At 56.8% G+C, this 21,513-nt stretch carries 17 protein-coding genes, 1 pseudogene and 1 other annotated feature; of the genes and pseudogenes, 8 read left to right on the top strand and 10 right to left on the bottom strand.

The features are described from left to right. Positions 1-192: 192 nt before the first annotated feature. Positions 193-1,173: a TDT family transporter gene (locus KYK33_RS06770; protein ID WP_224432477.1), complete on the bottom strand. Its 981-nt coding sequence runs from the start codon at positions 1,171-1,173 to the stop codon at positions 193-195. A gap of 103 nt (positions 1,174-1,276) precedes the next feature. On the opposite strand from KYK33_RS06770, the gene KYK33_RS06765 reads away from it, so the two are divergent. From KYK33_RS06765 to KYK33_RS06740, 6 genes are all read left to right on the top strand, one after another. Further along, the gene (locus KYK33_RS06765; RefSeq protein WP_224432476.1) at positions 1,277-2,167 is read left to right on the top strand and encodes a LysR substrate-binding domain-containing protein; all 891 of its coding nucleotides are present in this window, start codon (positions 1,277-1,279) and stop codon (positions 2,165-2,167) included. Positions 2,168-2,407: 240 nt separating this feature from the next. Then, positions 2,408-4,432 (top strand): BCCT family transporter, encoded by a 2,025-nt coding sequence (locus KYK33_RS06760; protein WP_224432475.1) that lies wholly within the window; start codon positions 2,408-2,410, stop codon positions 4,430-4,432. An 886-nt stretch (positions 4,433-5,318) separates the two neighbouring features. Further along, a complete protein-coding gene (locus KYK33_RS06755; protein WP_224432474.1) occupies positions 5,319-5,522 on the top strand; it encodes a hypothetical protein in 204 nt (67 codons plus the stop codon). Beyond that, positions 5,519-6,535, top strand: coding sequence for a hypothetical protein (locus KYK33_RS06750; RefSeq protein ID WP_224432473.1), 1,017 nt, complete (start codon positions 5,519-5,521; stop codon positions 6,533-6,535). The genes KYK33_RS06755 and KYK33_RS06750 overlap by 4 nt, the downstream gene beginning before the upstream one ends. Next, a complete protein-coding gene (locus KYK33_RS06745) occupies positions 6,535-7,545 on the top strand; it encodes a hypothetical protein (RefSeq protein WP_224432472.1) in 1,011 nt (336 codons plus the stop codon). Before KYK33_RS06750 ends, KYK33_RS06745 begins: the two co-directional genes overlap by 1 nt. Then, positions 7,542-8,684 carry a hypothetical protein gene (locus KYK33_RS06740; RefSeq protein ID WP_224432471.1) on the top strand — a complete coding sequence of 381 codons (1,143 nt, stop codon included), beginning with the start codon at positions 7,542-7,544 and terminating at the stop codon, positions 8,682-8,684. The genes KYK33_RS06745 and KYK33_RS06740 overlap by 4 nt, the downstream gene beginning before the upstream one ends. 354 nt (positions 8,685-9,038) lie before the next feature. Here KYK33_RS06740 and KYK33_RS06735 read toward each other — a convergent pair. From KYK33_RS06735 to KYK33_RS06705, 7 genes and pseudogenes are all read right to left on the bottom strand, one after another. Continuing rightward, positions 9,039-9,233, bottom strand: a pseudogene (locus KYK33_RS06735) (IS481 family transposase); the annotation flags it as partial. A gap of 46 nt (positions 9,234-9,279) precedes the next feature. Then, positions 9,280-10,854: an ATP-binding cassette domain-containing protein gene (locus tag KYK33_RS06730; RefSeq protein WP_224432470.1), complete on the bottom strand. Its 1,575-nt coding sequence runs from the start codon at positions 10,852-10,854 to the stop codon at positions 9,280-9,282. Between the two features lie 361 nt (positions 10,855-11,215). Beyond that, positions 11,216-11,617, bottom strand: coding sequence for a YybH family protein (locus KYK33_RS06725; protein WP_224432469.1), 402 nt, complete (start codon positions 11,615-11,617; stop codon positions 11,216-11,218). 109 nt (positions 11,618-11,726) lie between these two features. Continuing rightward, a complete protein-coding gene (gene thrC, locus KYK33_RS06720) occupies positions 11,727-13,016 on the bottom strand; it encodes a threonine synthase (RefSeq protein ID WP_224432468.1) in 1,290 nt (429 codons plus the stop codon). Then, on the bottom strand, positions 13,013-13,981 hold the full coding sequence (gene thrB, locus KYK33_RS06715; RefSeq protein WP_224432963.1) for a homoserine kinase: 969 nt from the start codon (positions 13,979-13,981) through the stop codon (positions 13,013-13,015). The genes thrC and thrB overlap by 4 nt, the downstream gene beginning before the upstream one ends. A gap of 40 nt (positions 13,982-14,021) precedes the next feature. Further along, positions 14,022-16,514, bottom strand: coding sequence for a bifunctional aspartate kinase/homoserine dehydrogenase I (gene thrA, locus KYK33_RS06710; protein ID WP_224432467.1), 2,493 nt, complete (start codon positions 16,512-16,514; stop codon positions 14,022-14,024). A gap of 25 nt (positions 16,515-16,539) precedes the next feature. Beyond that, positions 16,540-16,674, bottom strand: a sequence feature (Thr leader region). Between the two features lie 67 nt (positions 16,675-16,741). Continuing rightward, the gene (locus tag KYK33_RS06705; RefSeq protein WP_224432466.1) at positions 16,742-17,434 is read right to left on the bottom strand and encodes a tRNA/rRNA methyltransferase; all 693 of its coding nucleotides are present in this window, start codon (positions 17,432-17,434) and stop codon (positions 16,742-16,744) included. A gap of 156 nt (positions 17,435-17,590) precedes the next feature. Between KYK33_RS06705 and aceK the strand changes: the two genes are divergently transcribed. Next, complete coding sequence (aceK, locus tag KYK33_RS06700) at positions 17,591-19,366, top strand: bifunctional isocitrate dehydrogenase kinase/phosphatase (RefSeq protein WP_224432465.1); 1,776 nt, start codon at positions 17,591-17,593, stop codon at positions 19,364-19,366. Between the two features lie 137 nt (positions 19,367-19,503). Here the strand turns inward: aceK and KYK33_RS06695 are convergent, their stop codons facing one another. Next, the gene (locus KYK33_RS06695; protein WP_224432464.1) at positions 19,504-19,899 is read right to left on the bottom strand and encodes an META domain-containing protein; all 396 of its coding nucleotides are present in this window, start codon (positions 19,897-19,899) and stop codon (positions 19,504-19,506) included. A gap of 156 nt (positions 19,900-20,055) precedes the next feature. Between KYK33_RS06695 and KYK33_RS06690 the strand changes: the two genes are divergently transcribed. Next, positions 20,056-20,538, top strand: coding sequence for a hypothetical protein (locus tag KYK33_RS06690; RefSeq protein ID WP_224432463.1), 483 nt, complete (start codon positions 20,056-20,058; stop codon positions 20,536-20,538). A gap of 3 nt (positions 20,539-20,541) precedes the next feature. Here KYK33_RS06690 and KYK33_RS06685 read toward each other — a convergent pair whose 3' ends face one another. Beyond that, complete coding sequence (locus KYK33_RS06685; protein ID WP_224432462.1) at positions 20,542-21,021, bottom strand: putative 4-hydroxy-4-methyl-2-oxoglutarate aldolase; 480 nt, start codon at positions 21,019-21,021, stop codon at positions 20,542-20,544. Positions 21,022-21,513 lie beyond the last annotated feature (492 nt).

Raw genomic sequence — 21,513 nt, 5'->3', positions numbered from 1 at the left:
GGTCAACTGCCTTGCTCAACGAAAGCCGGACACGCCGTGCGACAAGAGGCCGCCTTAACTCGCCAGGGATCGAAAACATACTCACGTGGGGAAAATACCTGGCACCCCATCAAGGGCGCTGACATCGTGCAGGCCCCAGAATGAAGCAGACCCCGCGGGGCGGGGTCTGTTGCTGGCAGGCGAGCCGGACGCTTAGCGGCGCACGGGGTGACCCAAGCCCCCAGTCTGACCCAGCGGCAGGAAGAACATCAGGTAGCGCAGCGCCACATAACCGACGATCAGGGTCGCCGCACCGAGCTCCAGATAGGCCAGCTGGTTGATCTGCGCCGCATAGTGGGCCGCCTCTGGCCACTGCGACAGCAGCTGACCCACCTTGAACAGGGCGGTGGCGCCTATCACCAGGGGGAAGGTGAAGGCGGCATAACCCGGCGAGAACGGCAGACGCAGCAGCTTGATGAAGGCCAGGTAGATGATGCCTGTCATCAGCAGGGCTATCCCCAACAGCACGGCCACCAGCAGCAGCGACGGATCCTGGCTCACGGTGAGGTAGCCGGCCAAGGAGAGACTGGCGGGGGCCGCCAGGATGGCAATGGTGGGCTTGGCAGCATCCGGCACCTCGTGGCTGAAGATGAGGCGATAGAGCATCAGCGGCAGCATCAGGGCGTAGCAGGCCATGCCGAACCAGAGCAGGCCATTGGCCAGGGCGGCGAAGGGGCCACCGGGATAGGCGACGTCGGCCACGATGATCCCCACCGGCGGCACGAACCAGCTCGGCACCATGTGGTGAATTTCAAACGCCTTGGCCCTGTGCCAGACGAAGGTGGCGAGGAACACCAGGTGAATGATCACCGCAAACAGCCAGAGCCCCTGGCCCAGGGTCGGGGCCAGCAGCCCCACCGCCTTGGAGACCACCATGGTCCCCATGGCATAGGTGGGCACCACGCTGCCCACCACGGGGTGGGCGAGATCCTGCCACAGCAGACGCGGGTGCAGCAGGAACTTGAAGGTGAGGACGAGGAGCAGCACGGCGGCGATGGCGGCCCCCAGCAGTTGCAGGCGGCCATCGAACTGACCGGCATTTTCCCAACACCAGCCGAGGCTGGCGATCCCGAGTGCCAGCCCGGCCATGGGGGTCGGGGCGGCGGCAAGGGAGCGACGGGTGCGTGCGATCATGACTGGTACCCTCTTGTTGATGACGATGTACATAGGATAAAGAGGGTCTATCGTTTACGATATCTAAATGAATTGAACTAAGCGTTTAGGAAAATTAAACGATATGAAGCTGACCCTGCAACAACTCAAGGTGTTCGCCACCATAGCCCGCCACGGCAACCTGGGGGGCGCGGCCAGCGAGCTCTGCCTCAGCAAGGGGGCCGTCTCCCAGTCGTTGCAGGAGCTGGAGCGCCAGCTCGCCACCCCGCTGTTCGATCGGGTGCATCCCAGGCTTCAGCTCAACAACGAGGGGCGCCTGCTGCAACCGGCCGCCGAGGAGCTGCTGACCCGGATGCAGGAGATAGAGCAGCTGTTTGGCCCAGACGCCGAGCCGAGCGGCCAGCTGCGGCTGGGGGCCAGCCAGACCATAGGCAACTACCTGCTGCCCAGTCTGCTGGCGGGGGGCGCCCAGGAGCTGGGATCCGCCCCCAGGGTGACCATCGCCAACACCCACCTGTTGTGCCACTCCCTCGCCCACTTCGAGCTGGATCTGGCCCTCATCGAGGGGGAGAACCATCACCCGGACCTGGTGAGCGAGCCCTGGCTCGAAGACGAGATGCTGATCATAGCCCCGCCCCACCACCCCCTGGCCGGGCAGCTGGAGCTGCCTCTTCGCCTGCTCGCAGGCGAAACCTGGGTACTGCGCGAACCCCAGTCAGGGAGCCGTGAGCAGTTCGAGCAGCAGATCCTGCCCAGGCTGCCGCGCTGGCAGGCGGGGCTCGAGCTCAACACCCTGGAGGCGGTGATGCTGGCGGTGGAGAAGGGGCTCGGCATCTCCTTTATCTCCCGCCTCGCGGTCTCCGATCGCCTGCACAGCGGCCGCCTGGTGGCGCTCACCCCGAGCCAGACCTTCCCCCGCCAGCTCTCCCTCGTCTGGCACAGGCAGAAGTTCCACTCCGCGGCCCTGCGCCGCTTCCTCGCCTTCTGCCGCGCCCAGACCCTGCCCGCTCCCTGAGCCGGGCAAACCGGGACGGCAACATCGACCTGCTCGGCGACAGCGCCCTGGCAGAGGTGATCGCGTATATCAGCGCCATAGACAGACCGAACACCTTTGGCCTGCCTGTCAGAAAGCACCCTGTCTAGCCGTCATCTGAAGCGTGGAAAGTGGTAGCGAACGCCTGATTTGAAAAACAACTCCCCCTCTTTTACGAACATGGCTTTATAGTATCTGAGTCCCTCTACCCAAAGGTCTCCCATGAACGCACCCCGTCCACCCCGTTGTACCCTGTCGTGGCCTATTTTCATCCCCAGCCTGCTGTTTATCGTGGCACTGCTGGCGGTCTGCTCCCTGGCCCCCGAATCTGCCGCCCGCTTCTTCGGTGACGGTCAGCGCTGGATAGCCGAGCACTTCAGCTGGTTCTACGTGCTGGTGGTCGGCATGTTCCTAATCCTGCTGCTGGTGCTGGCCTTCAGCAGCTACGGCAACATCCGGCTCGGGCCGGACGACGCCCGCCCCGAGTTCAGCTTCACCTCCTGGCTCGCCATGCTGTTTGCCGCCGGTATGGGGATAGGGCTCATGTATTTCGGGGTGGGCGAACCCATGACCCACTTCGTCTCCCCACCCCAGGCGACCCCGCTCACACCGGGCGCCGCCCGTGAGGCCATGGTCACCACCTTCTTCCACTGGGGCTTTCACGCCTGGGCCATCTACGCCATCGTCGGCCTGGTACTGGCCTATTTCGGCTTTCGCTATAACCTGCCGCTGACCATCCGCTCCGGCCTCTACCCCATCTTCAAGGAGAAGATCCACGGGCCGCTGGGCCATACGGTAGACGTCTTCGCCCTGGTGGGCACCATCTTCGGTATCGCCACCACCCTAGGTTACGGGGTACTGCAGCTGTCGGCGGGGATCGCCCGGCTCACCGGGATGGACACCTCGGGGGATCTGTTCCGCTTTGGCCTCATCGGGATCGTCATCGCCCTGGCCGGTCTGTCTGCGGTCACCGGCCTCGACAAGGGGGTCAAGCGCCTCTCCGAGCTGAACCTGTTCCTCGCCATCGTGCTGCTGCTGTTCGTGCTGGTGGCCGGTCCCACCCAGTACCTGTTGGGGGCCCTGTCAGAGAACATAGGCAACTATGTCTCCTCCCTGACCCAGCTCACCTTCCGCACCTTCACCTACAGCGAGCCCAACCAGGCAGGCTGGTTCGGCAACTGGACTCTGCTCTACTGGGCCTGGTGGATCTCCTGGTCTCCTTTCGTCGGCCTGTTCATCGCCCGCATCTCCCGCGGCCGCACCCTGCGCGAATTCATCCTGGGGGTGCTGTTCGTGCCCACCGCCTTCAACCTGCTGTGGATGACGATATTCGGCAACGCAGCCATCTGGGCCAGTCAGCAGGAGGGGGGCCAGGCCCTCATCGACTCGGTCGGTAACGTCGATACCCTGCTGTTCAACTTCTTCGATCTGCTGCCGGGGGCCGACATCACCTCCGCCCTGGCGGTGATCCTGATCAGCGTCTTCTTCGTCACCTCCGCCGACTCGGGGGCCTTCGTCATCGACAACATCGCCACCCAGGGCAAGGAGCGCTCCCCCATCTGGCAACGCCTGTTCTGGGCCCTGCTGCTCGGGGTCACCGCCGGTACCCTGATGGCAACCGGGGGGCTGGCGGCGCTGCAATCCATGACGCTGATCGCCGCCCTGCCGTTTGCCTTCATCATAGTGCTGCTCTGCCTTGGCCTGGTGCGCGGTCTCATCGCGGATAAAGAGCACTCGGCGCGGCGCCTCTCCCCTGCCACCGATTTTTGGAATGGCAAACAGTGGCGCACCCGCATGGATCACCTGCTGCGCCCCTCCAGCGAGAAGGAGGCCCGCAACTTCCTCGGCGAAGTCGCCCTGCCCGCCCTGACCACCCTGTGCAGCGAGTTCAATGCCCGCGGGCTCACCAGCCAGGTCGTGCAGGACGATCCGGAGCAGTGCCACCTGCTGGTGCCTCAGGAGGGTAGACGCGACTTCTGCTACGGGGTGCGTATCGAGGCCCGCCCCGCCCCCGCCTTCAACCCCCTGGAAGCGACCCACAACCACGACCCCGACGCCCGTATCTTCGAGCCCATCACCTTCTTTGCAGATGGCCGTGCCGGTTACGACATTCAGTACCTGACCCGGGACGAGCTGAGCGCCGATGTGTTGCGCCAGTACGAACGCTATCTGATGCTGAGTCAGGACGAAGGACAGGATCTGCTGAGCGGCGCCCCCGAGCACACCCAGCCCGAAGCCGGGGCCTGATGGCCCTGTAATGGGCAAACGGGTAGCGCCTTGGGCCCAACAAGTCGGTCACGCTGGCGCCCAACCCGAGCAATAAAAATCCCCCATCACGGGGGATTTTTATTGGCGGTCGCTGGCAATTCAACGACCATCTATCTTCGCCCTGACGCGAGCCACGCCCGCTCAGCGGGATGCCACTTTGACGCCTCCATTCAGTCGCTCCACCCCCTCAACGAACGATCGAGATAACAGCCCACCGTCGGCCCTGCATCCAAATCCGTATGGCCCCGCGAGCTATCTGCTCAAGCACCATCCAACTTAGGCGCCAATTGGTGAGCTGGCGCAAGAAACGCAGATCTTCCTGATGGTTGCGTCACTTTCTGACTGGTTTGCGTATGAGCCTTGAGGATATGCTGGTCGTTCGGCGCCCACAGCACCATCCGGGCCCCGCCCGCTGGTCGATGGAGCACATTGGAAGCTGTAATCCAGGGGCGGTAGCGTGGGGTTTGATGAAGTTACGCCATGTCCAAAAGTTCGGTCTCCCAACTTCTCTCATCGCACCCAATAAAGAGCACTTACTGTTTATCCTATTCCGGTTTGATTCATGACCAAGCTCACACACGTAACATCTTACCTCTTAACCTGAAAAGTTAGCTTAATATAAGAAAAGTCAAAGAGGAACAATATACCCATAACCAGCTCCCAATATTTATTTTTAGCGCCTATTATTTTCGAAATAATAAGATTACACGTCACTTCCCGAGAGAGATGAAAGAACAGTATTCTAGTACCTATCTTATATATCTCATCATGCCACATATATCAACAAACCCCCTCCAATATATATTGGGGCAATATTTAATCTGAGATTGAGTTTTAATTAACGATAGTTATGAAAGGATGCCTTATGATTTCACTACCTGCATCGTTAGACTTAGATAAGTTAGACAATTTCATTAAAGTACTAGAGGAATCCGACAGTGTAAAGGCTCTTCAAATTCCAGTAGGAAATAGTAAATTTGCGTTTGGTGGAATTGCCAGCGCAATTCAGTCAGTAAACACCTGGGCGAATAATAACAATGAACGAAAAGTAGTTATAAAGCCTGCGTGAAAAGTAAAAATGATGCGCTTGAAAATATTATTGAACAGCCTCATAAGTTCACAGCCCTAATGATGGCTAAAGAAATTGAATTGCCAAGCGAGGTGGAACCAAACATTAGGGGTGAGGTGAATCGACTTGCAAAAGATGCAATCGAAAACCAACCAAAAATAATTTATGGGCAGAATAGAGGGAGACTGTGCTGGTATTCATTTATAGATCATAGCACCAAAGGCTTCGATAGGAATTTCTACAATATACATCCTGATCATCACCCCTCCCCAAAAAATATAAATCAAATTACCAGTATCATAAAATCAATGGTAGAACAGTCCTCCAAAGTCGCAGGAGGTGGAGTTCTCCCTAGTGAGGACAGCATTGCCAGCCTAGGACGTATGTTTTATGAATTGTTTGTTAACTCACATGAACATGGGAGTCGTGACATAGACAGGAATGTATGGATAAAGCCTGCAAATAGGATAATTTATACCTATGGTATAAATTTAAGTGATGTTGCAATAAACAATATTGCGGAGCAGGATGAGAATTTCAGAAACTATATAGATAGATTATCCACGACTCAAAAATCTACTCGTCGATTTGTAGAGATTAGTATTGTCGACTCAGGGTTGGGTTATTGTGGTCGCTGGTTAGCTGACCATCCTGACGAAGGTAGAATTGAAGAAAAAAGTATACTCCAACAGCATCAAATAATTAAGAGGTGCTTTCAGTTTAGAAAGTCATCAACTAAAAATGAGATAAAAGGGAATGGATTGCCAGCTGTCATGGTTAATTTAACCAATCTTAATGGATTTATGAAATTACGAACAAACAAACTGTCTTTGTTTCGGGACTTTGCCAATCAACCATTTACCTCAAATGAAAATGACAGCTCCGATTTTTGTGACTGGGAAACAAAGGAGTGCTGTTCTAGCGGTTTAACGGAACACCTAAACGTGAGAGGAGTTGCAATTACGGTTCTAATCCCACTTTATGATAAACTCGATGTCACGGAGCTTGCATAATGAGTAACTACTTTAATTTTAGATTCCTGCAAGCTCGTGAGCATAGAGAGTCACTCGTCATTTTCTTTCATACAGAAATAGATGTGTCTTCTTTGACAAAGGTTATCAGAGAAGATGTTTATGAAAAACTTGTACCTCAACGAGTTTATTTAATGGGGTATAGTTTAGCCTCTGAGACTATAAAAGACATTACATCCAACAGCCTTTTTGTTGATGAGTTCGAGTCTTGGATTGGCCCTATAGCCGAGAAGCTATCTTTTCTAACAATATCCCCTGATGGAATTATTAAAGACCCATCTACCAGTGAAGATATACCCTTCGCATCTGAACTTATTTCAGCTGGAGCAGTATATATTTTTGAAAAACGTAAAGGTTTAATCACTTCATTACCAAGCTATCATTTTTTAAAACCATCTGGTGACCATTGTGATAAATTCATTCGTGCCTCAAACTTATTCACCTCAGGTCTCGAGGTGGCATTTTTAGCCATTGGATTATTACCTTTCCTTAAGGGTAACATTAAACGTATTTACGTAGACACATCCTCAATATCTTTTTTAGTCAGCATCGCAATTCAATTGAGTAAACGCTTTGGAACCCAGCCTCCTATAATTGAAAGCTTTGAATCATATTCAATATTTAATAAACCTTACGAGTTCCAAGAGGATGAAAACAGCTTAGTTATAATTTCCGCAACCACCAGCGGTGGTCTAGCACGAAGATTAACCCAAAAACATACTTTAGAGCCATCTAACATAATTACATTATTCTACTCTAGAATAGAAGAAAATCAGCGTGCTATATACAATATCTCTAAAGCTGTTGGTAAAATAACATCGGTGAAGAGTAATGCCTGTGAGTTCTGCCGGGATGGGGCAAAGCTTATAAAAATAGAAGGAGAGCAGTTCATACCAGAAACACCAAAACATGAGCTTTTAGTCATAAAAAAACAGATTTCAAAGATGCACGTCAGGTTTTTTTCAAGGAGTTTGCAACAAAAGGAGTATTGACATTCAATGCGGCATCAAGTGAAGAATGGGAAAGGGAGCATTTTTTTGTTGATGTAAAAAAACTATTGGCACTTCATTGCGAGTCATTTATTACACCTTTAAAAAGAAAAATAAACAAACATTTCTCTAGGGACATAAAGACAATAATCAGTCTTGATGACGAACATGCGAAAGCTCTTGCTAATGAAATTAAAAGCATTGTTGATGATCAATCAATAGAAATAATAAACTATCAAGATGCTTGTGAGAGTAAACTTCAAGGCCATGGTTCAATAATGGTTGTAGCTAGTGCTATAACATCAGGAAGGAAGTTGCTTGCCACCGCAAGAAAGTTGAGAGGAATAAACTCTTTTTCTACGATTACATATCTTGTTGGCTTTTCAAAACCACCAACATTTGAATCTTTTGAACAACTTCGTAAAGACCTCTCTCAAGGAGGTCATGAACTTATCTCACTAAAAACATGTTGCTTGCCAAGATTTAATGAAAAATCTCTTTCTCCATGGGAGATTGAAAGACAAAAACTAGACTTTATTAGTGACACAGAGGATCCATTTAACGACTCCCATGCACTATTGCCCGCATTATTGAATGACAGACTAAAAATCCTTAATAATCACTCTCGTCAAGATGAGCTTTTTATTTCATCACCGTTAGGTGAAAAGTTAACATTAAGGAATACGTTTGCATTTTGGTCTGGACTAGGATTAAAAACAAGTGATGCCTCACAAGCAGATGCATACTGGACTATACAATCGATATTGCATGATTTAAGAATAGAAAATGATAAAGGGTTGGCAACAACATATCACTCAACATTATTAAGTCCAGTTTGCTTTGATCGCTTCAATGACGGTGTAATTCAAGCTTGCTTATTAAGAGCCGCAAAGCCAGCTGAGTTGAACTATGCAGTTGATGAGGCTTTTAGTAGACAGGTCACTGACATTATCACCTCAATTGTTAAAAATTGCGAAAACTCACAAGGCGAAGGGTGCTTAGAATTTCTTTTATCACTTTGGAGTGGTCGACTGAAAGTGCAAAGTGAACACTTAAAAGAAATCACAAGTTTAAAAGACCAAGTAAGTTTAGAAGATGTTCGATTTCTTTTAGAACAATTATCGAAACAACAAGAAATCTAGATGGATGATATAACTTTTTAGTTATAATCAGAGCCCTACCTTTTTAATAATACATTACTTAATTAGGTATGATTTTATCATCAGCAATCGACATGTGGGAGATAATTGCAACCTAACCAATCCTGCTTGATATCATCAATAAATAAGGTCATCTCATTTGAGATGGCCTTTTATTGTATGACTCATGGAGTATCAGGTATATCACCTACCACAGCTACTGAGGATGGCTCTGACGTTACGACTACACAATGGCAATCAAAATCATCATCAAGTTAGATATCTGCATCAGTAAAAGAAATCTGGAATGTACAGATCTAGTTATCACCTGACACCGGCCTCAAACCGGTGTCTTGTTTACGCTACGTTATCGCGTACTTCCTTCGGTATCAATTTCAGTCCCTTCTTGAACATGCTGTAGGGCGTCTGCCCTTCCATCATTCGGCCCTGATGAGGCCGCTTGGTGTTGTACTGCTCCAGATAGCTATCCAGGTCTGTCTGCATTTACTCCACCGACTAATACCAGGTCGTCCTCCCTTTGATACGGAAGTACAATCTGGGACATCCACCTTTCTGAGCCAGCCATTACTCGGCTGGCTCATGTTTTATCCCCCTCCAACCAATACTCCCGCCCAATCCCCACCCCGGCGACAAACTCGGGATCGTGGGAGACAAGCAGCAATGTGCCCGGATAATCGGCCAGCACCTGAGTGAGCAGCTGGCGAGAGGCGTTATCCAGGTGACTGTCCGGCTCATCGAGCAGCAGCAGCTCAGGCTGCTGTGCCAATACCATCAAGAGGCCCAGCTTCAGCCGCTCACCACCACTCAACTGGTGGGTCGGTTGCAGGGCGCGCTCCCCGCGAAGGGCTATGCCCGCCAGCCGTGTTCTCGCATCGCTTTCGGCCAGCCCAGGCGCCACTGCCAACAGGTTGGCAAGCGGGCTGAGATCCCGCGCAATCAGGCTCAAGCCCTGATCCAGACAAGCCATGGGGCCAGTTAGCCTGAAAGCACCCGACTCGGGGGCCAGCTCCCCGCGCAGCATCTTGAGCAGACTGGATTTGCCGGCGCCATTTTTACCAACGAGCAGACAGCGATCCCCCCGCTGCAGCACCAGGCTGACCCGCTGATGATGCCAGCGAGGATGGCTGGCGGCCATGATCACCAGGGGCTGGGCACTGCCCTGTTTGCCGGGATCGCCCCTCCCCTGCCACTGCAACCGCAGGGGCTGTACCGCCGCTAATGTGGCGGCCGCATCCTCCTTAAGCCCCAGTTGCTGCTGATGACCGCGCTCATGGCGATCCAGCGCCTTGCCGAGGGATTTCCCCGCCTGATCCTTGTTGAAATCCAACAGGATTTTGGCCTGAGAGCCGCGATCCCGGCGGCCCTGACTGGCGCGCTGCGCAGCTTGTTCGCGCACCCTCTGCAGCGCCAGAGCGGCCGCCTTCTCATTGCGTACCGCCTGGGCCAGCCGGGCGGTGCGGGCAGTCTGTTCCTGAGCCTGCTGTTGCAAGAAGGCCTGAAACGAGAGCTGGGCGCTTTGCAGCCCCTGCTCGCTTAACTCAAGCAGTTGCTTGGCCTGATTGAGCAAGCGCCGGTCGTGGCTCACCAGCAGGTAGCCGCCGCTATGGTTGGCCAGTCGCCGCGCCAGCCACGCTATCCCCGCGTCATCGAGGTGATTGTCCGGTTCATCCAGCAACAGGAAGTGTTCGGGCTCGGCAAAGAGTGCCAGCAGCCTTAGTCGGGTGAGCTGGCCGCCGCTCAACTGGTTGAGAGGCTGCTTGGCATCGACCCTGAGCCCCGCCTCGGCCAAGAGGGCGGCGAGATCGTCTCGCAATGTCCAGCGATCGGCCAGCAGGTCGAAGTCCCGGCTGTCGATACTGCCCTGCTCGATGCGCCCAAGTGCCCCCAGAGCCTCCCCCCAACCAATGAAGTCAGCCACAGAGCTATCGCTCGCGGGGACAAACTGGGGTAACCAGGCGACGGGCTGGGCCCACTCTATCTTGCCCGAAGCTGGGGCACGCTGGCCCGCCAGCAGTTCCAGCAGCAGACTCTTGCCTATGCCGTTACGACCTATCAGGGCGCAGGGTGCCCGTGGCAGGGAAAACGTGAGGGGTGCAATGCCTGGCAGATAGGGCAGTTGCAACTGTTTGATATGACATGAGAGTTGGGTCATCTGAACTCCTGAGGCCGATGCTGGAGCAACGAGCCGAGAGTGAAGCCAAATGACAGGGACGCAGCGCCTGCAAACAAGAAATGCAATGAGGGATCAACATCAACCTGTCACGGTAAAGACGCACCCGGCCTCAATGAAGAGGGGCAGAAAACTGGAGGGTGCGGACAGGTTAAATGCGCATCGGAGGAAGTACTCTTGGGATCAGAAGAGCGGTAACGGTAACCAAATGCCCCAACAAGATCAACCCGTGCGCCACGGCGACTAGCCTGGAGAGCGAGCCGGAGCCCCCGATCCAAGGGCTAGCTATGGGCGCGAACGAGTCAAGGATCCAGCCAGCTGTGGCGACGTTGAGCCGCAGGGGTTATGGGACTGCCGCCAGCAGCGCAGTGCCATAGGAGTTGTCGATTGTGCAGCGCCACTGCCCATCCGCCTCCTTGCGAAACACATAGGTGGCGCGGCGAGTCTCGTCCACCAGGCCGCCTTGCCCGTCCGGGTAGCGCAGCCGAGTCTCCATGATCACCAGGGCGTTGTCGGCCCCCTCTATCACCTCCATGGCCCCCTGGGTCACCTCAAGCCGGCCGTCAAAGTAATCGGAGATGGCCGCGAAGGCGCGGCGGATGGCGGGAATGCCGCGCACCACCATGCCGGGTTTGATAACCAGGGCGGCGTCCTCGGCGTAGAAGGCCATCAGGGCATCGAAGTCGCGCCGGGAGATGGCGGCGTCACAGGTCTCGATCAATGTGCGAAGGGGATGCTGACTCATACCGTGATCCTTGTTTCAGGGTGATCATCCAGGGCTGGATTCCCCGCCCTATGCCGGAAATAAAAAATCCCCCGCTCTTTGCAAAAAGGCGGGGGATTTTCATCAGTGCTTAACCGAGCAGGAAGGCCTTTAGGCGGCCAAAGTCTGCGGGCAGATTGTGGGAGAGCAGCGGCAGGGCGGCATGCTTGGCAAGCGGGGCTGGCAGCGGCACATCCAACCCCAGGATCTCGTCCACCGACTCCTTGAACTTGGCGGGATGGGCGGTGCAGAGGAAGACCCCCACTTCGTCTTGCCTAAGCTGCTCATTGAGCAGATCCCAGGCAATGGCCCCGTGAGGCTCGCACAGGTAATCCAGCTGATGCAGGCGCTGCAATGCATCGCGAGTCTGGGCATCGCTGCGCATGCCAGAGCCCAGGGTCTCCAGCGCCCAGCCTTCCCGGCGGCACAGCTCTTCCACTCGCGGCCAGTTGTTGGGGCGGCTCACGTCCATGGCGTTGGAGAGGGTCGCGACCGTCTGGTGCGGCTCCCAGCTGCCGGTTTTCAAGTAGCGTGGCACTGTGTCGTTGGCGTTGGTGGCGGCGATAAAGCGCTTCACCGGCAGCCCCAGCGCCTTGGCAATCAGGCCCGCGGTGAGGTTGCCGAAGTTGCCGGACGGCACGCTGATCACTGCCTTGGCGCGGTCGGCCTTGGGCAACTGGGCCAGCGCCTCGAAGTAGTAGCAGACCTGGGCCAGCAGGCGGCTGATGTTGATGGAGTTGGCGGAGTTCAGGCCGATGGCGGTCTTGAGCCCTTGGTCATCGAAGGCATCTTTGACCAGCGCCTGACAGGCATCGAAGTCGCCGTCGATGGCGATGGTGCGGATGTTGCCGCCGAGGGTGCAGAAGAGCGCCTCCTGCAGCGGGCTGATCTTGCCCTTGGGATAGAGAATGACCACTTCGATCCCCTCCAGGCCATAGAAGGCGTGGGCCACGGCGGCGCCGGTGTCGCCGGAGGTGGCGGTGAGTATGGTGATCTTGTCATTCTTTTCGGCAGACACGGTGCGGAAGGTCGCCAGACACTGGGCCATAAAGCGGCCACCGAAGTCCTTGAACGCCAGGGTCGGGCCGTGGAACAGCTCGAGGGCATAAGTGCCGTCTTTCAGCTTCACCAGGGGCGCCGGGAAGGTGAAGGCGGCGTCGATCAGCTCGCTGACCTTAGGCAAGGGCACTTCGTCCCCCAGCAGGTGGCTGATGATGCGAGCGGAGCGCTCGGCCAGCGGCAAGTCCAGCAGGGCATCCACCTCGGCCAGGGGCGCGATGGTTTCGGGGAAGAAGAGCCCCTGCTCGCGGCCCAGACCCTGACGCACCGCCTGGGCGAAGCTCACCTGTTCACTCTTGTCCTTGATATTGTAAAGATTCATAGCTCGCTTCCTGTTACCCGTGCCCCGGCCATGTCCAGTTTGCAGACCCGGGCAAATCCATCTTCGTTCTGCACGAAATGTGCATCCATCCAATCCTTCATGCGCTCGGCCTGGGCCAGATCCTTCATCACCACGAAGACGCTGGGGCCCGAGCCCGAGATGCCGGTGGCCAGGGCCCCGTTCTGAGCCGCCTGGGCCCGCACCTCGTTGAAACCTTCGATGAGCGCCGCGCGGTAGGGTTCGGCAATCACGTCTTTGAGCACGCTCGCCGCCAGCCCCTCCTGCCCTGTGTAGCTGGCGTGCACGAAGGCGGCCAGGCGACGGCCATAGGTGAGGCAATCCTGACGGCGATACTGGGCCGGTAGTATGGCGCGGGCGGCGGCGGTGGAGACTACTGTGCCCGGGTAGCAGACCACCCAGTACCACTGCTCGAACACCGGAATGCCCTGGCTGATGACGCCGTGCTCTTCGAGCACCAGCTGCATGCCCCCCAAATAGCAGGGGGCGACGTTGTCGTAGTGGACCGAGCCGGAAATCTTGCCTTCCATCTCCCCCATCAACAGCAGCATGGCGTGTTCATCGAGGGGCGCGCCGTGGAAGGCGTTGAGTCCCTCAAGCGCCGCCACCACGCTGCAGGCGCTGGATCCCAGACCCGAGCCCACCGGCAGGTTCTTCTCCAGCACCATCGCCAGCGGCTGCATCTCGCGGCCTATCTTGGCCAGCGCCTCGCCATAGGCGAGCCAGCAGTCATAGAGGATGTTCTTCTTGGGATCGTCCGGCAGCTTGTGGGCGTAGCGGCCCACGGAGGAGAGGGCGAACGCCACATCGGCAGCCTTTACCTGGACGCGATCCCCGAGCAGGGAGCCATCCACGGGGGCGAGCGCCGCCCCCAGGACATCGAATCCCACGCTCAGGTTGGCGCTGGAGGCCGGGGCATAGGCGACCACGCTGCCGCCCTGCACCATGGCATCTTGTTCAAAATCGGGGTTCATCGCTGAACTCATGTTACAGCTCCTGCTTCCAGTTCTGGGTGCGCAACACGTCGGCAAAGACACCGGCGGCGGTCACTTCGGTACCGGCGCCATAGCCGCGCAGCACCAGGGGGATGGGCTGGTAATAGGTAGAGAAGAAGGCCAGGGCGTTCTCCCCGTCTTTCACCTTGAACAGCGGCTCATCGGCGCCGACCGCCTTGATGGCGACCTTGCACTGCCCCTCTTCGATGGAGCCCACGTAGCGCAGCACCTTGCCCTCGCTCTGAGCCAGGGCGAACTGATCGCGGAACCAGCCATCGGCCTCGGGCAGACGGGCCATAAAGGACTCCACATCGCCGCTCACATCGAAACCGGGTGGCAGGGCCTGTTCGACCTCGACATCGGCAAGCTCCAGCGCCATGCCGGCCTCACGGGCCAGAATGAGCAGCTTGCGAGCCACGTCCATGCCGTTGAGATCGTCGCGAGGATCCGGCTCGGTGAAGCCGTTGCCACGGGCTATCTTGGTGGCCTCGCTAAAGCTCATGCCCTCGTCCAGCTTGCCGAAGATGAAGGAGAGCGACCCGGACAGGACGCCGTCGAAGGCGCGCAGCTTGTCACCGGCCTTGATGAGGTTTTGCAGGTTCTCGATGACCGGCAGACCGGCACCGACGTTGGTCTCGTACAGGAACTTGCGACGAGTCTGGCGGGCGGTGCGGCGCAGCGCCTTGTAGTAATCGAGCGACCCGGTGTTGGCCTTCTTGTTCGGGGTCACCACGTGGAAACCGGCGGCCAGGAAGTCGGCATACTGCACGGCGATGGCCTCGCTTGAGGTGCAATCGACGATCACCGGATTGATGAGGTGGCTCTCTTCCACCAGTTTTTTCACCGCCTCCAGGCTGAAGCTATCACGAGCTTCCACCAGCTGTTCGCGCCAATTGGCGAGCGCCAGGCCATCCTTGTTGACCGCCATCTGGCGGCTGTTGGCGATGCCCACCACCCGCAGGCCGGTGCCTTGCTCGGCCAATACCGGCTGCTGGCGGGCGATTTGATCGACCAGGGCCGCGCCGACGCCGCCGATGCCGACTACGAACAGGTCGATGAACTGCTGGCTGCCGAAGAAGTTCTGGTGGCAGGCCTTGATGGCTTCCGCCACCTTGCGATCCCGCACCACCGCCGAGATGGATCGCTCGCTCGACCCCTGGGCGATGGCGACGATATTGATGGAGGCCTGGGCCAGGGAGGTGAAGAAGCGCGCCGCCATCCCCTTGCTGGTGCGCATGCCGTCACCGATCAGGGAGATGATGGCCAGATCGCGCACTATCTCCAGCGGCTCAAGCAGCTGGTTCTTGAACTCCAGTTCGAATTCACGCTCCAGCACCTTGCGGGTCTTGTCCAGATCGTAACTGTGGATACAGAAGCTGACGCTGTACTCGGAGGATGACTGGGTAATCAGCACTATGCTGACCCCGGCGCGGGAGACGGCGGAGAAGATGCGGCCAGCCATGCCCACCATGCCCTTCATGCCGGGGCCGGAGACGTTGACCATGCACATGCCGGACAGATCCGAGATGGCTTTTACCTTCAGGTCATCATCCCCCTGCTCGGCACCGATCAGGGTGCCCGGCCCTTGCGGGTTGAAGCTGTTCTTGATGAGGCAGGGAATGTGGAACTGGGCCACCGGGGCTATGGTTTTCGGGTGCAGCACCTTGGCGCCGAAGTAGGAGAGCTCCATCGCCTCTTTGTAGGAGAGGGTTTTCAGCAGGTAGGCATCCGGCACCAGGCGCGGGTCGCAGTTGTAGCAACCTTCCACGTCGGTCCAGATCTCGCAGCACTCGGCGTCCACGCAGGCGGCCAAGACGGCGGCGGAGTAATCAGAGCCGTTACGGCCCAGCAGCACAGTCTCGCCCTTGTCGCTGCCACCGGTGAAGCCCGGCATCAGGTAGAGGCATGACGCTTTTCCAGAGGGGCCCTGCCCCTCTACAACCGGGCGAAGCCCCTTGGCGGCGAAACGCACCCGGGAAGCTTCGATGTCGACATGGGCCTCAAGATGGCCGCCATCGGTCACCAGCATCTGCTCGGGCACTATCACGTCCAGCTCGAGGCCGCGCACCCGCAGCAGCTCATGCATGAAGGCGATGGAGAGATTCTCCCCCCGGCTCAGGATGTGAGCCTGAACATTGTCCGGGCACTGACCCAGCAGGCGGATGCCCTGCATCAGGCGCTCGACCTGATCCAGTTCGGCCGTGAGCCGGGCCTGCAATGCTTTCTCATCGAGGGCCGGATAGGCCGCCTTGAGACCCGCCAACAGACGGGAGAAGATGCCGTTTATCTCAAACAGGGTGGGGCTGGCATCCATGCCACGGCTGGTCTGTTCGACCAGCGCCACCAGGTGATTGGTCACCTTGGCTGGCGCTGACAACACCAGGGCCACCTGGGACTGACCATGGGTGTTGACCGCAATATCGGCAACCCGTAAAAAACGCTCTGCATCGGCCAGTGACGACCCGCCAAACTTCAACACTCTCATCGCTTTCTCTCCCTGTAAACTGCGCAACAAAAAGGCCCGTACTGGGTGGGTACGGGCCTTTTTCTGATTTCTGTGCTTGTTCGTCAGCGCATCAACCGGCCCCAGTGCCACCTGTGGTGGTACCGGTAATAATGGTGGTGGTGATGACGTTGATGATTAACTGCATGACGAACACTCTGCTACGAGACTGGCCTCTAGCAATACCCTGCACGGCGGACGCTGTCAACTCAAAGCAACTTGCCAAGCCGCCTCATCAGGTCTTTACAGAGCAGATGCAGCATATTCAGATCCCGCTGTGGCAGCATAGGCACTCGGTCCATTACCCATTTATGCAGTTTTTCATCCTGCGAAACCCCGACTTCGGCAAGAATTTCTGCTGTTTTACTTTTTAGCACTCGAACTTGCCCACTGTTGTCCGAATTTTCGTCTACTGCGGTCGACTCATCGAGCAATGGACTCAGCTCATAGGCATACAGCATGATCGCCTGCCCCAGATTCAAGGAGGGGTAACTCACCTTGAGGGGCAGGTAACTGAGCAGGTCGGCATGGGCCAGCTGTTCGTTGGAGAGACCCGACTCCTCGCAGCCAAACAGGATGGCCACCTTGTTCAGGGAGGGTTTGGCGCGGATCTGATCACGAATTTCCCCCGGGGTGAGGTAGTGCTGATAACGGCCACGCTGGCGGGCCGTGGTGGCGATCACCAGATCCATGTCGGCCAAGGCGTCTGGCAAGGTATCGAACGCCTCGGCATTGGCCAGTATCTCCTGCGCCCCATGGGCCACCCAGCTCGCCTCATCCTCTTGGTGAACCCGGCTCGCCACGACCCGCATGGCGTCAAAACCCATGGTCTTCATGGCGCGGGCGGCGGCCCCGACATTCTGTGGGCGGGCTGGCGCCATCAGGACAAAATAGAGCTTCATGGATTATTCCTCGCGGGCAGGGCTGCAAAGGGGCGAAATCTACCGCTTATCCCCGCAAAATGCCACTTGAACAGATGTTTGAATGTTGCCATAGTGGCCAGAAATATCGGCGAAATAATGGCCAGAAGAGGCCAGATAACCACAAGGACGGTGGCGATGGACAAGGCACTGGGACAGGCAGTCGCAGAGACTATTTTGCAGCGGTTCGAGTCATTTTATAGCCGCTTTCTCGACATCACCCAAGGCAGCAAGAGCCGCTTCGAGCATGGCGACTGGCTCGGGGTGCAACTCGCCGGGCGTGAGCGGATCCGCCTCTACGACCATCATGTGGGCGCGACCACGGCGCTCATCCGTACCATGATGGGGGAGCAGGTTGCGACCCAGGACCTGCTCAAACGCGTCAAGAGCGCCTTTAGCGATCTGCTGCCGGGTTGTGCCAACTTCGAGGTGGCCGAGTCTTTCTTCAACTCCGTCTACCGGCGCATCTTCCGCCATCGCAACATCCGCGACGAGAACCTCTATATCCACCCATTTCGCAGCCGGGGTGAACACCCTGACTTGTCGACCCAACTGCGCATCTATCCCGGCAGCCTGGCAGAGCTGCCCCACTCCTTGCGTCAACTGTTTGCCGACTACCCCTTCACCTTGCCCTATGAGGACAAGGAGCGCGACATTGCGCACATTTGCCGCCACTTGGCCCAGAGCGGCCCGGCGGTACTGCGCACCGCGCCCTTCACCCTGGAACTGCTGCGCGAGGTGTTCTATCGCAACAAGGGCGCCTACCTGGTGGGACTTGTTCGCTGCCAGGACCGGGTCTATCCCTTCATCCTGCCGCTGCTGAGCACGGGGCAGCACATCTATGTGGATACCCTCATCTTCGAGCCCGAGCTTGCCTCCATCGTGTTTGGCTTCGCCCGCGCCTATTTCATGGTCTATGCTCCCGAGCCTGCGCTCATTGTTGCCTTCTTGCGGCAGATACTGCCCCACAAACCCGACTACGAACTCTACAACGCTATCGGTTGCCAGAAGCACGGCAAGACGGAGTTCTACCGTCACTATCGCCAGCACATGGCCATGAGCCGGGATCAGTTCGTCATCGCCCCCGGCATCAAGGGCATGGTGATGAGCGTGTTCACCCTCCCCTCCTATGACGTGGTGTTCAAAGTAATAAAGGATGAGTTCACCCCCCCCAAAGACGTGAGCCATGAACAGGTGAAGGCAAAATACCGGCTGGTCAAGCAGCACGACCGGGTGGGCCGCATGGCCGATACCCAGGAGTTCACCAACTTCGAGTTTCCCCTGGACCGCATCTCTCCCGAGCTGCTGGACGAGCTGCAACGGGTCGCCCCCTCGGCGCTGACCCTGACCTCGGACAAACTGGTGATAAAACACCTCTATACCGAGCGCAAGATGATCCCGCTCAACCTCTATCTGGATAACGCCGACGAGCAGCAGACCCGACTCGCGCTGGAAGAGTACGGCAACGCCATCAAGCAGCTGGCGGCGGCCAACATCTTCCCCGGTGACATGCTGTTCAAGAATTTTGGGGTGACTCGCCACGGCCGGGTGGTGTTCTACGACTATGACGAGATCTGCTACATGACGGAGTGCAACTTTCGCCAGATCCCGCCGCCACGCTACCCGGAGGATGAGTTGAGTGCCGAGCCCTGGTATTCGGTCGCCCCGAACGACATCTTCCCCGAAGAGTTCGCCACCTTCCTGCTACAAAAGCGCCAGGTGCGGGAAATCATGATGCAAGTGCACAGTGAGCTGTTCGATGCAGGTTACTGGCAAGGGCTGCAGGCCAATATCCAGGGGGGCAGCTTCGAGGATGTCTATCCCTATAGACGCAAGAAGCGCTTTCGCTATCAACAGGGAGAAAGAGACGCACAAGCCAAGCCGCCATCTCCTGACGGGAGCAGCGTGCCATAAGTTCGAAGCGCATCCGGCGGGAAAACGAGAGAGGCGCCGCGGCGCCCCTCTCTATTGGGTCAGTTCTCTCTCAGACAGCTTGCCTCGCAGGTGCAGCCGTGTGACGGATGCGACAACCCTTGACCCGCAACGGGTGCTTACTCGGCCAACTTGGCGTCGAACGTGAGCAGGGTTGCCTGACTGGCATCTTTCAATACCAGCTGGTTGCCGCTCACCTGATAGCTGGCGACCTGGGTCAGCTTCTGGAGGTAATCACCCTCCTTGGCCATCAGATCGCCCATGCACGCCATGCGGGTTGAACCGAGGCCAGCCAGGGTCAGCGTCTGATCATCGAGCTTGGTAATGCCACCAAAATAGCGGTTGCAGCCGCCTTTGCCAGCCACCTTGCCCTCGGCGATCTGCAGGGTGAAGGCATCGGCGCTCGCCCCTTGCAGTTGCCAGGTATTGGCCTCCAGTTGAGTCATGTTGGAGCCGGATGTCATGGCACAGCCTCCCAGGGCCAGGGCGGCCAGCAGCATCAGATTCTTGTTCATGGGATCCCCTCTCGGTCATATGCAGTAAAATGAACGGCCCTGTTTACCACGATGAGCCTGCGAAGCAAAGCCTCGGAAATTTAAATGAGTCCCTTTACAGCATGCAAGCATGTGCCATGCTTGTGATCCTGTTCGGGACCCATGGAGGGGAAATGAATGGCTAACTCACTCATCTGTCTGCTGTTATCTGCCTGTAGCCTCAACTGTATCGCCGCCGACTGGGACTTCCTTGAACAGGATCCCGGCGAGGGAGAGCTCTATCTGAGAAGCTATTCAGGGGTGTTGCAGGACAAACGGGGAGATAGCCGAACCGACCCTTTCGACACCTGGCTCATCAACACCGGCTATCAGTACAACATCATGGATGATGTTGCCCTCTTCATGGAGGGGGGCCCCGCAGGCTCTGGCCGATCCGCACAGGCAGGCTTCAATCTAGCCTCAGGGCTGCGCTACCAGCTCACCCCGGCGCTCAACATTGGCAGCCAGTTAAGTCAGCTAGAGATTGGCAATACGACGACTCAAGTCGAACTCAATAGCCGGCTGCTGTTGGCCCCTCAATTGGCGCTGACAGCTAACCTTGGCATCAGCCCGCTCACCGCCGAACAGTCTCTGAGCATCGGCATGGGCTTTCACTTCTGACGCTCAGATCAGCCGACTGGCACTGATCACGACGCCATTGAGATCTGCGTAGACGAAATCCCCCGGCGCTATGGTCACCCCGGCAAAGCTCAACACAACGCCCTCCTCCCCCACCCCCAACTTTTGCGTCTTGACGGGACAGGCCGCCAGCGCCTTGACACCAAGGGCCAGGGTATTGAGCGTCCCCACATCACGCACAGCCCCATTGATGATGAAACCAGCCCATCCTGATCCGACCGCCTGGATGGCCAACTGATCCCCGAGCAAGGCTCGACGCACAGAACCCCCACCATCGACCACCATGACCCGGCCATGGCCGGGACGAGCCACCAGATCTCGCACCAGACTATTGTCTTCAAAACAGGAGAGGGTCACCGCCTCCCCATAGAAAATGGTATTGGCGCCAAAGTGTTGAAACAGCGGGTCGGCAACCTGCAAACTGTCGCCGTGCAGGTCGCAGAGATCCGGCAAAAGATCCAGCATGATTCACTCCTCTCCTTGGATATGATGTCGCTCATTCTTTCATCAAGATAACGAGCTGACAATCCAAAATGAGTCCATCCCCTCGACCTACCCCAAGGCACAGTCCACAAGCACTGACTCCGCGGCTTTACCTCTGGTCTATAGCCGCATCGTTGGCTACACAGTCAAGGGGTCAGGGCGGGCTGGCTTGAACCGATGCCAGCCCGCACTGCACGATGAAAAATTTGATCATTTTGGCAGGACAGAGGGAGTGTTCGGTCATCGCACGTTGAGCGCGGCGCAGTGAGCGGGATGATTGGCGATTAACCTGGCGTAACTGGACTACGCGGGCGGAACAAGGAGGGGGATCGCACGAAATTTTGTAGTTTTCCCACAAAACCATGTCAATCACATGTTACATTTAATTACATTAATAAGTGGCTAAAAAGGGGGCTGACCCCACTATTATGCTGCCAGTTCAGGGTTTGACCTACATCAAACCAGAGTTAAAAA

Origin of the sequence: Aeromonas rivuli, assembly GCF_020149575.1 — a bacterium.
In the GTDB taxonomy this organism is placed as follows: domain Bacteria; phylum Pseudomonadota; class Gammaproteobacteria; order Enterobacterales; family Aeromonadaceae; genus Aeromonas; species Aeromonas rivuli.
Note: the sequence above shows the minus strand (reverse complement) of the source record. Positions and strands in the feature narration are given on the sequence as shown.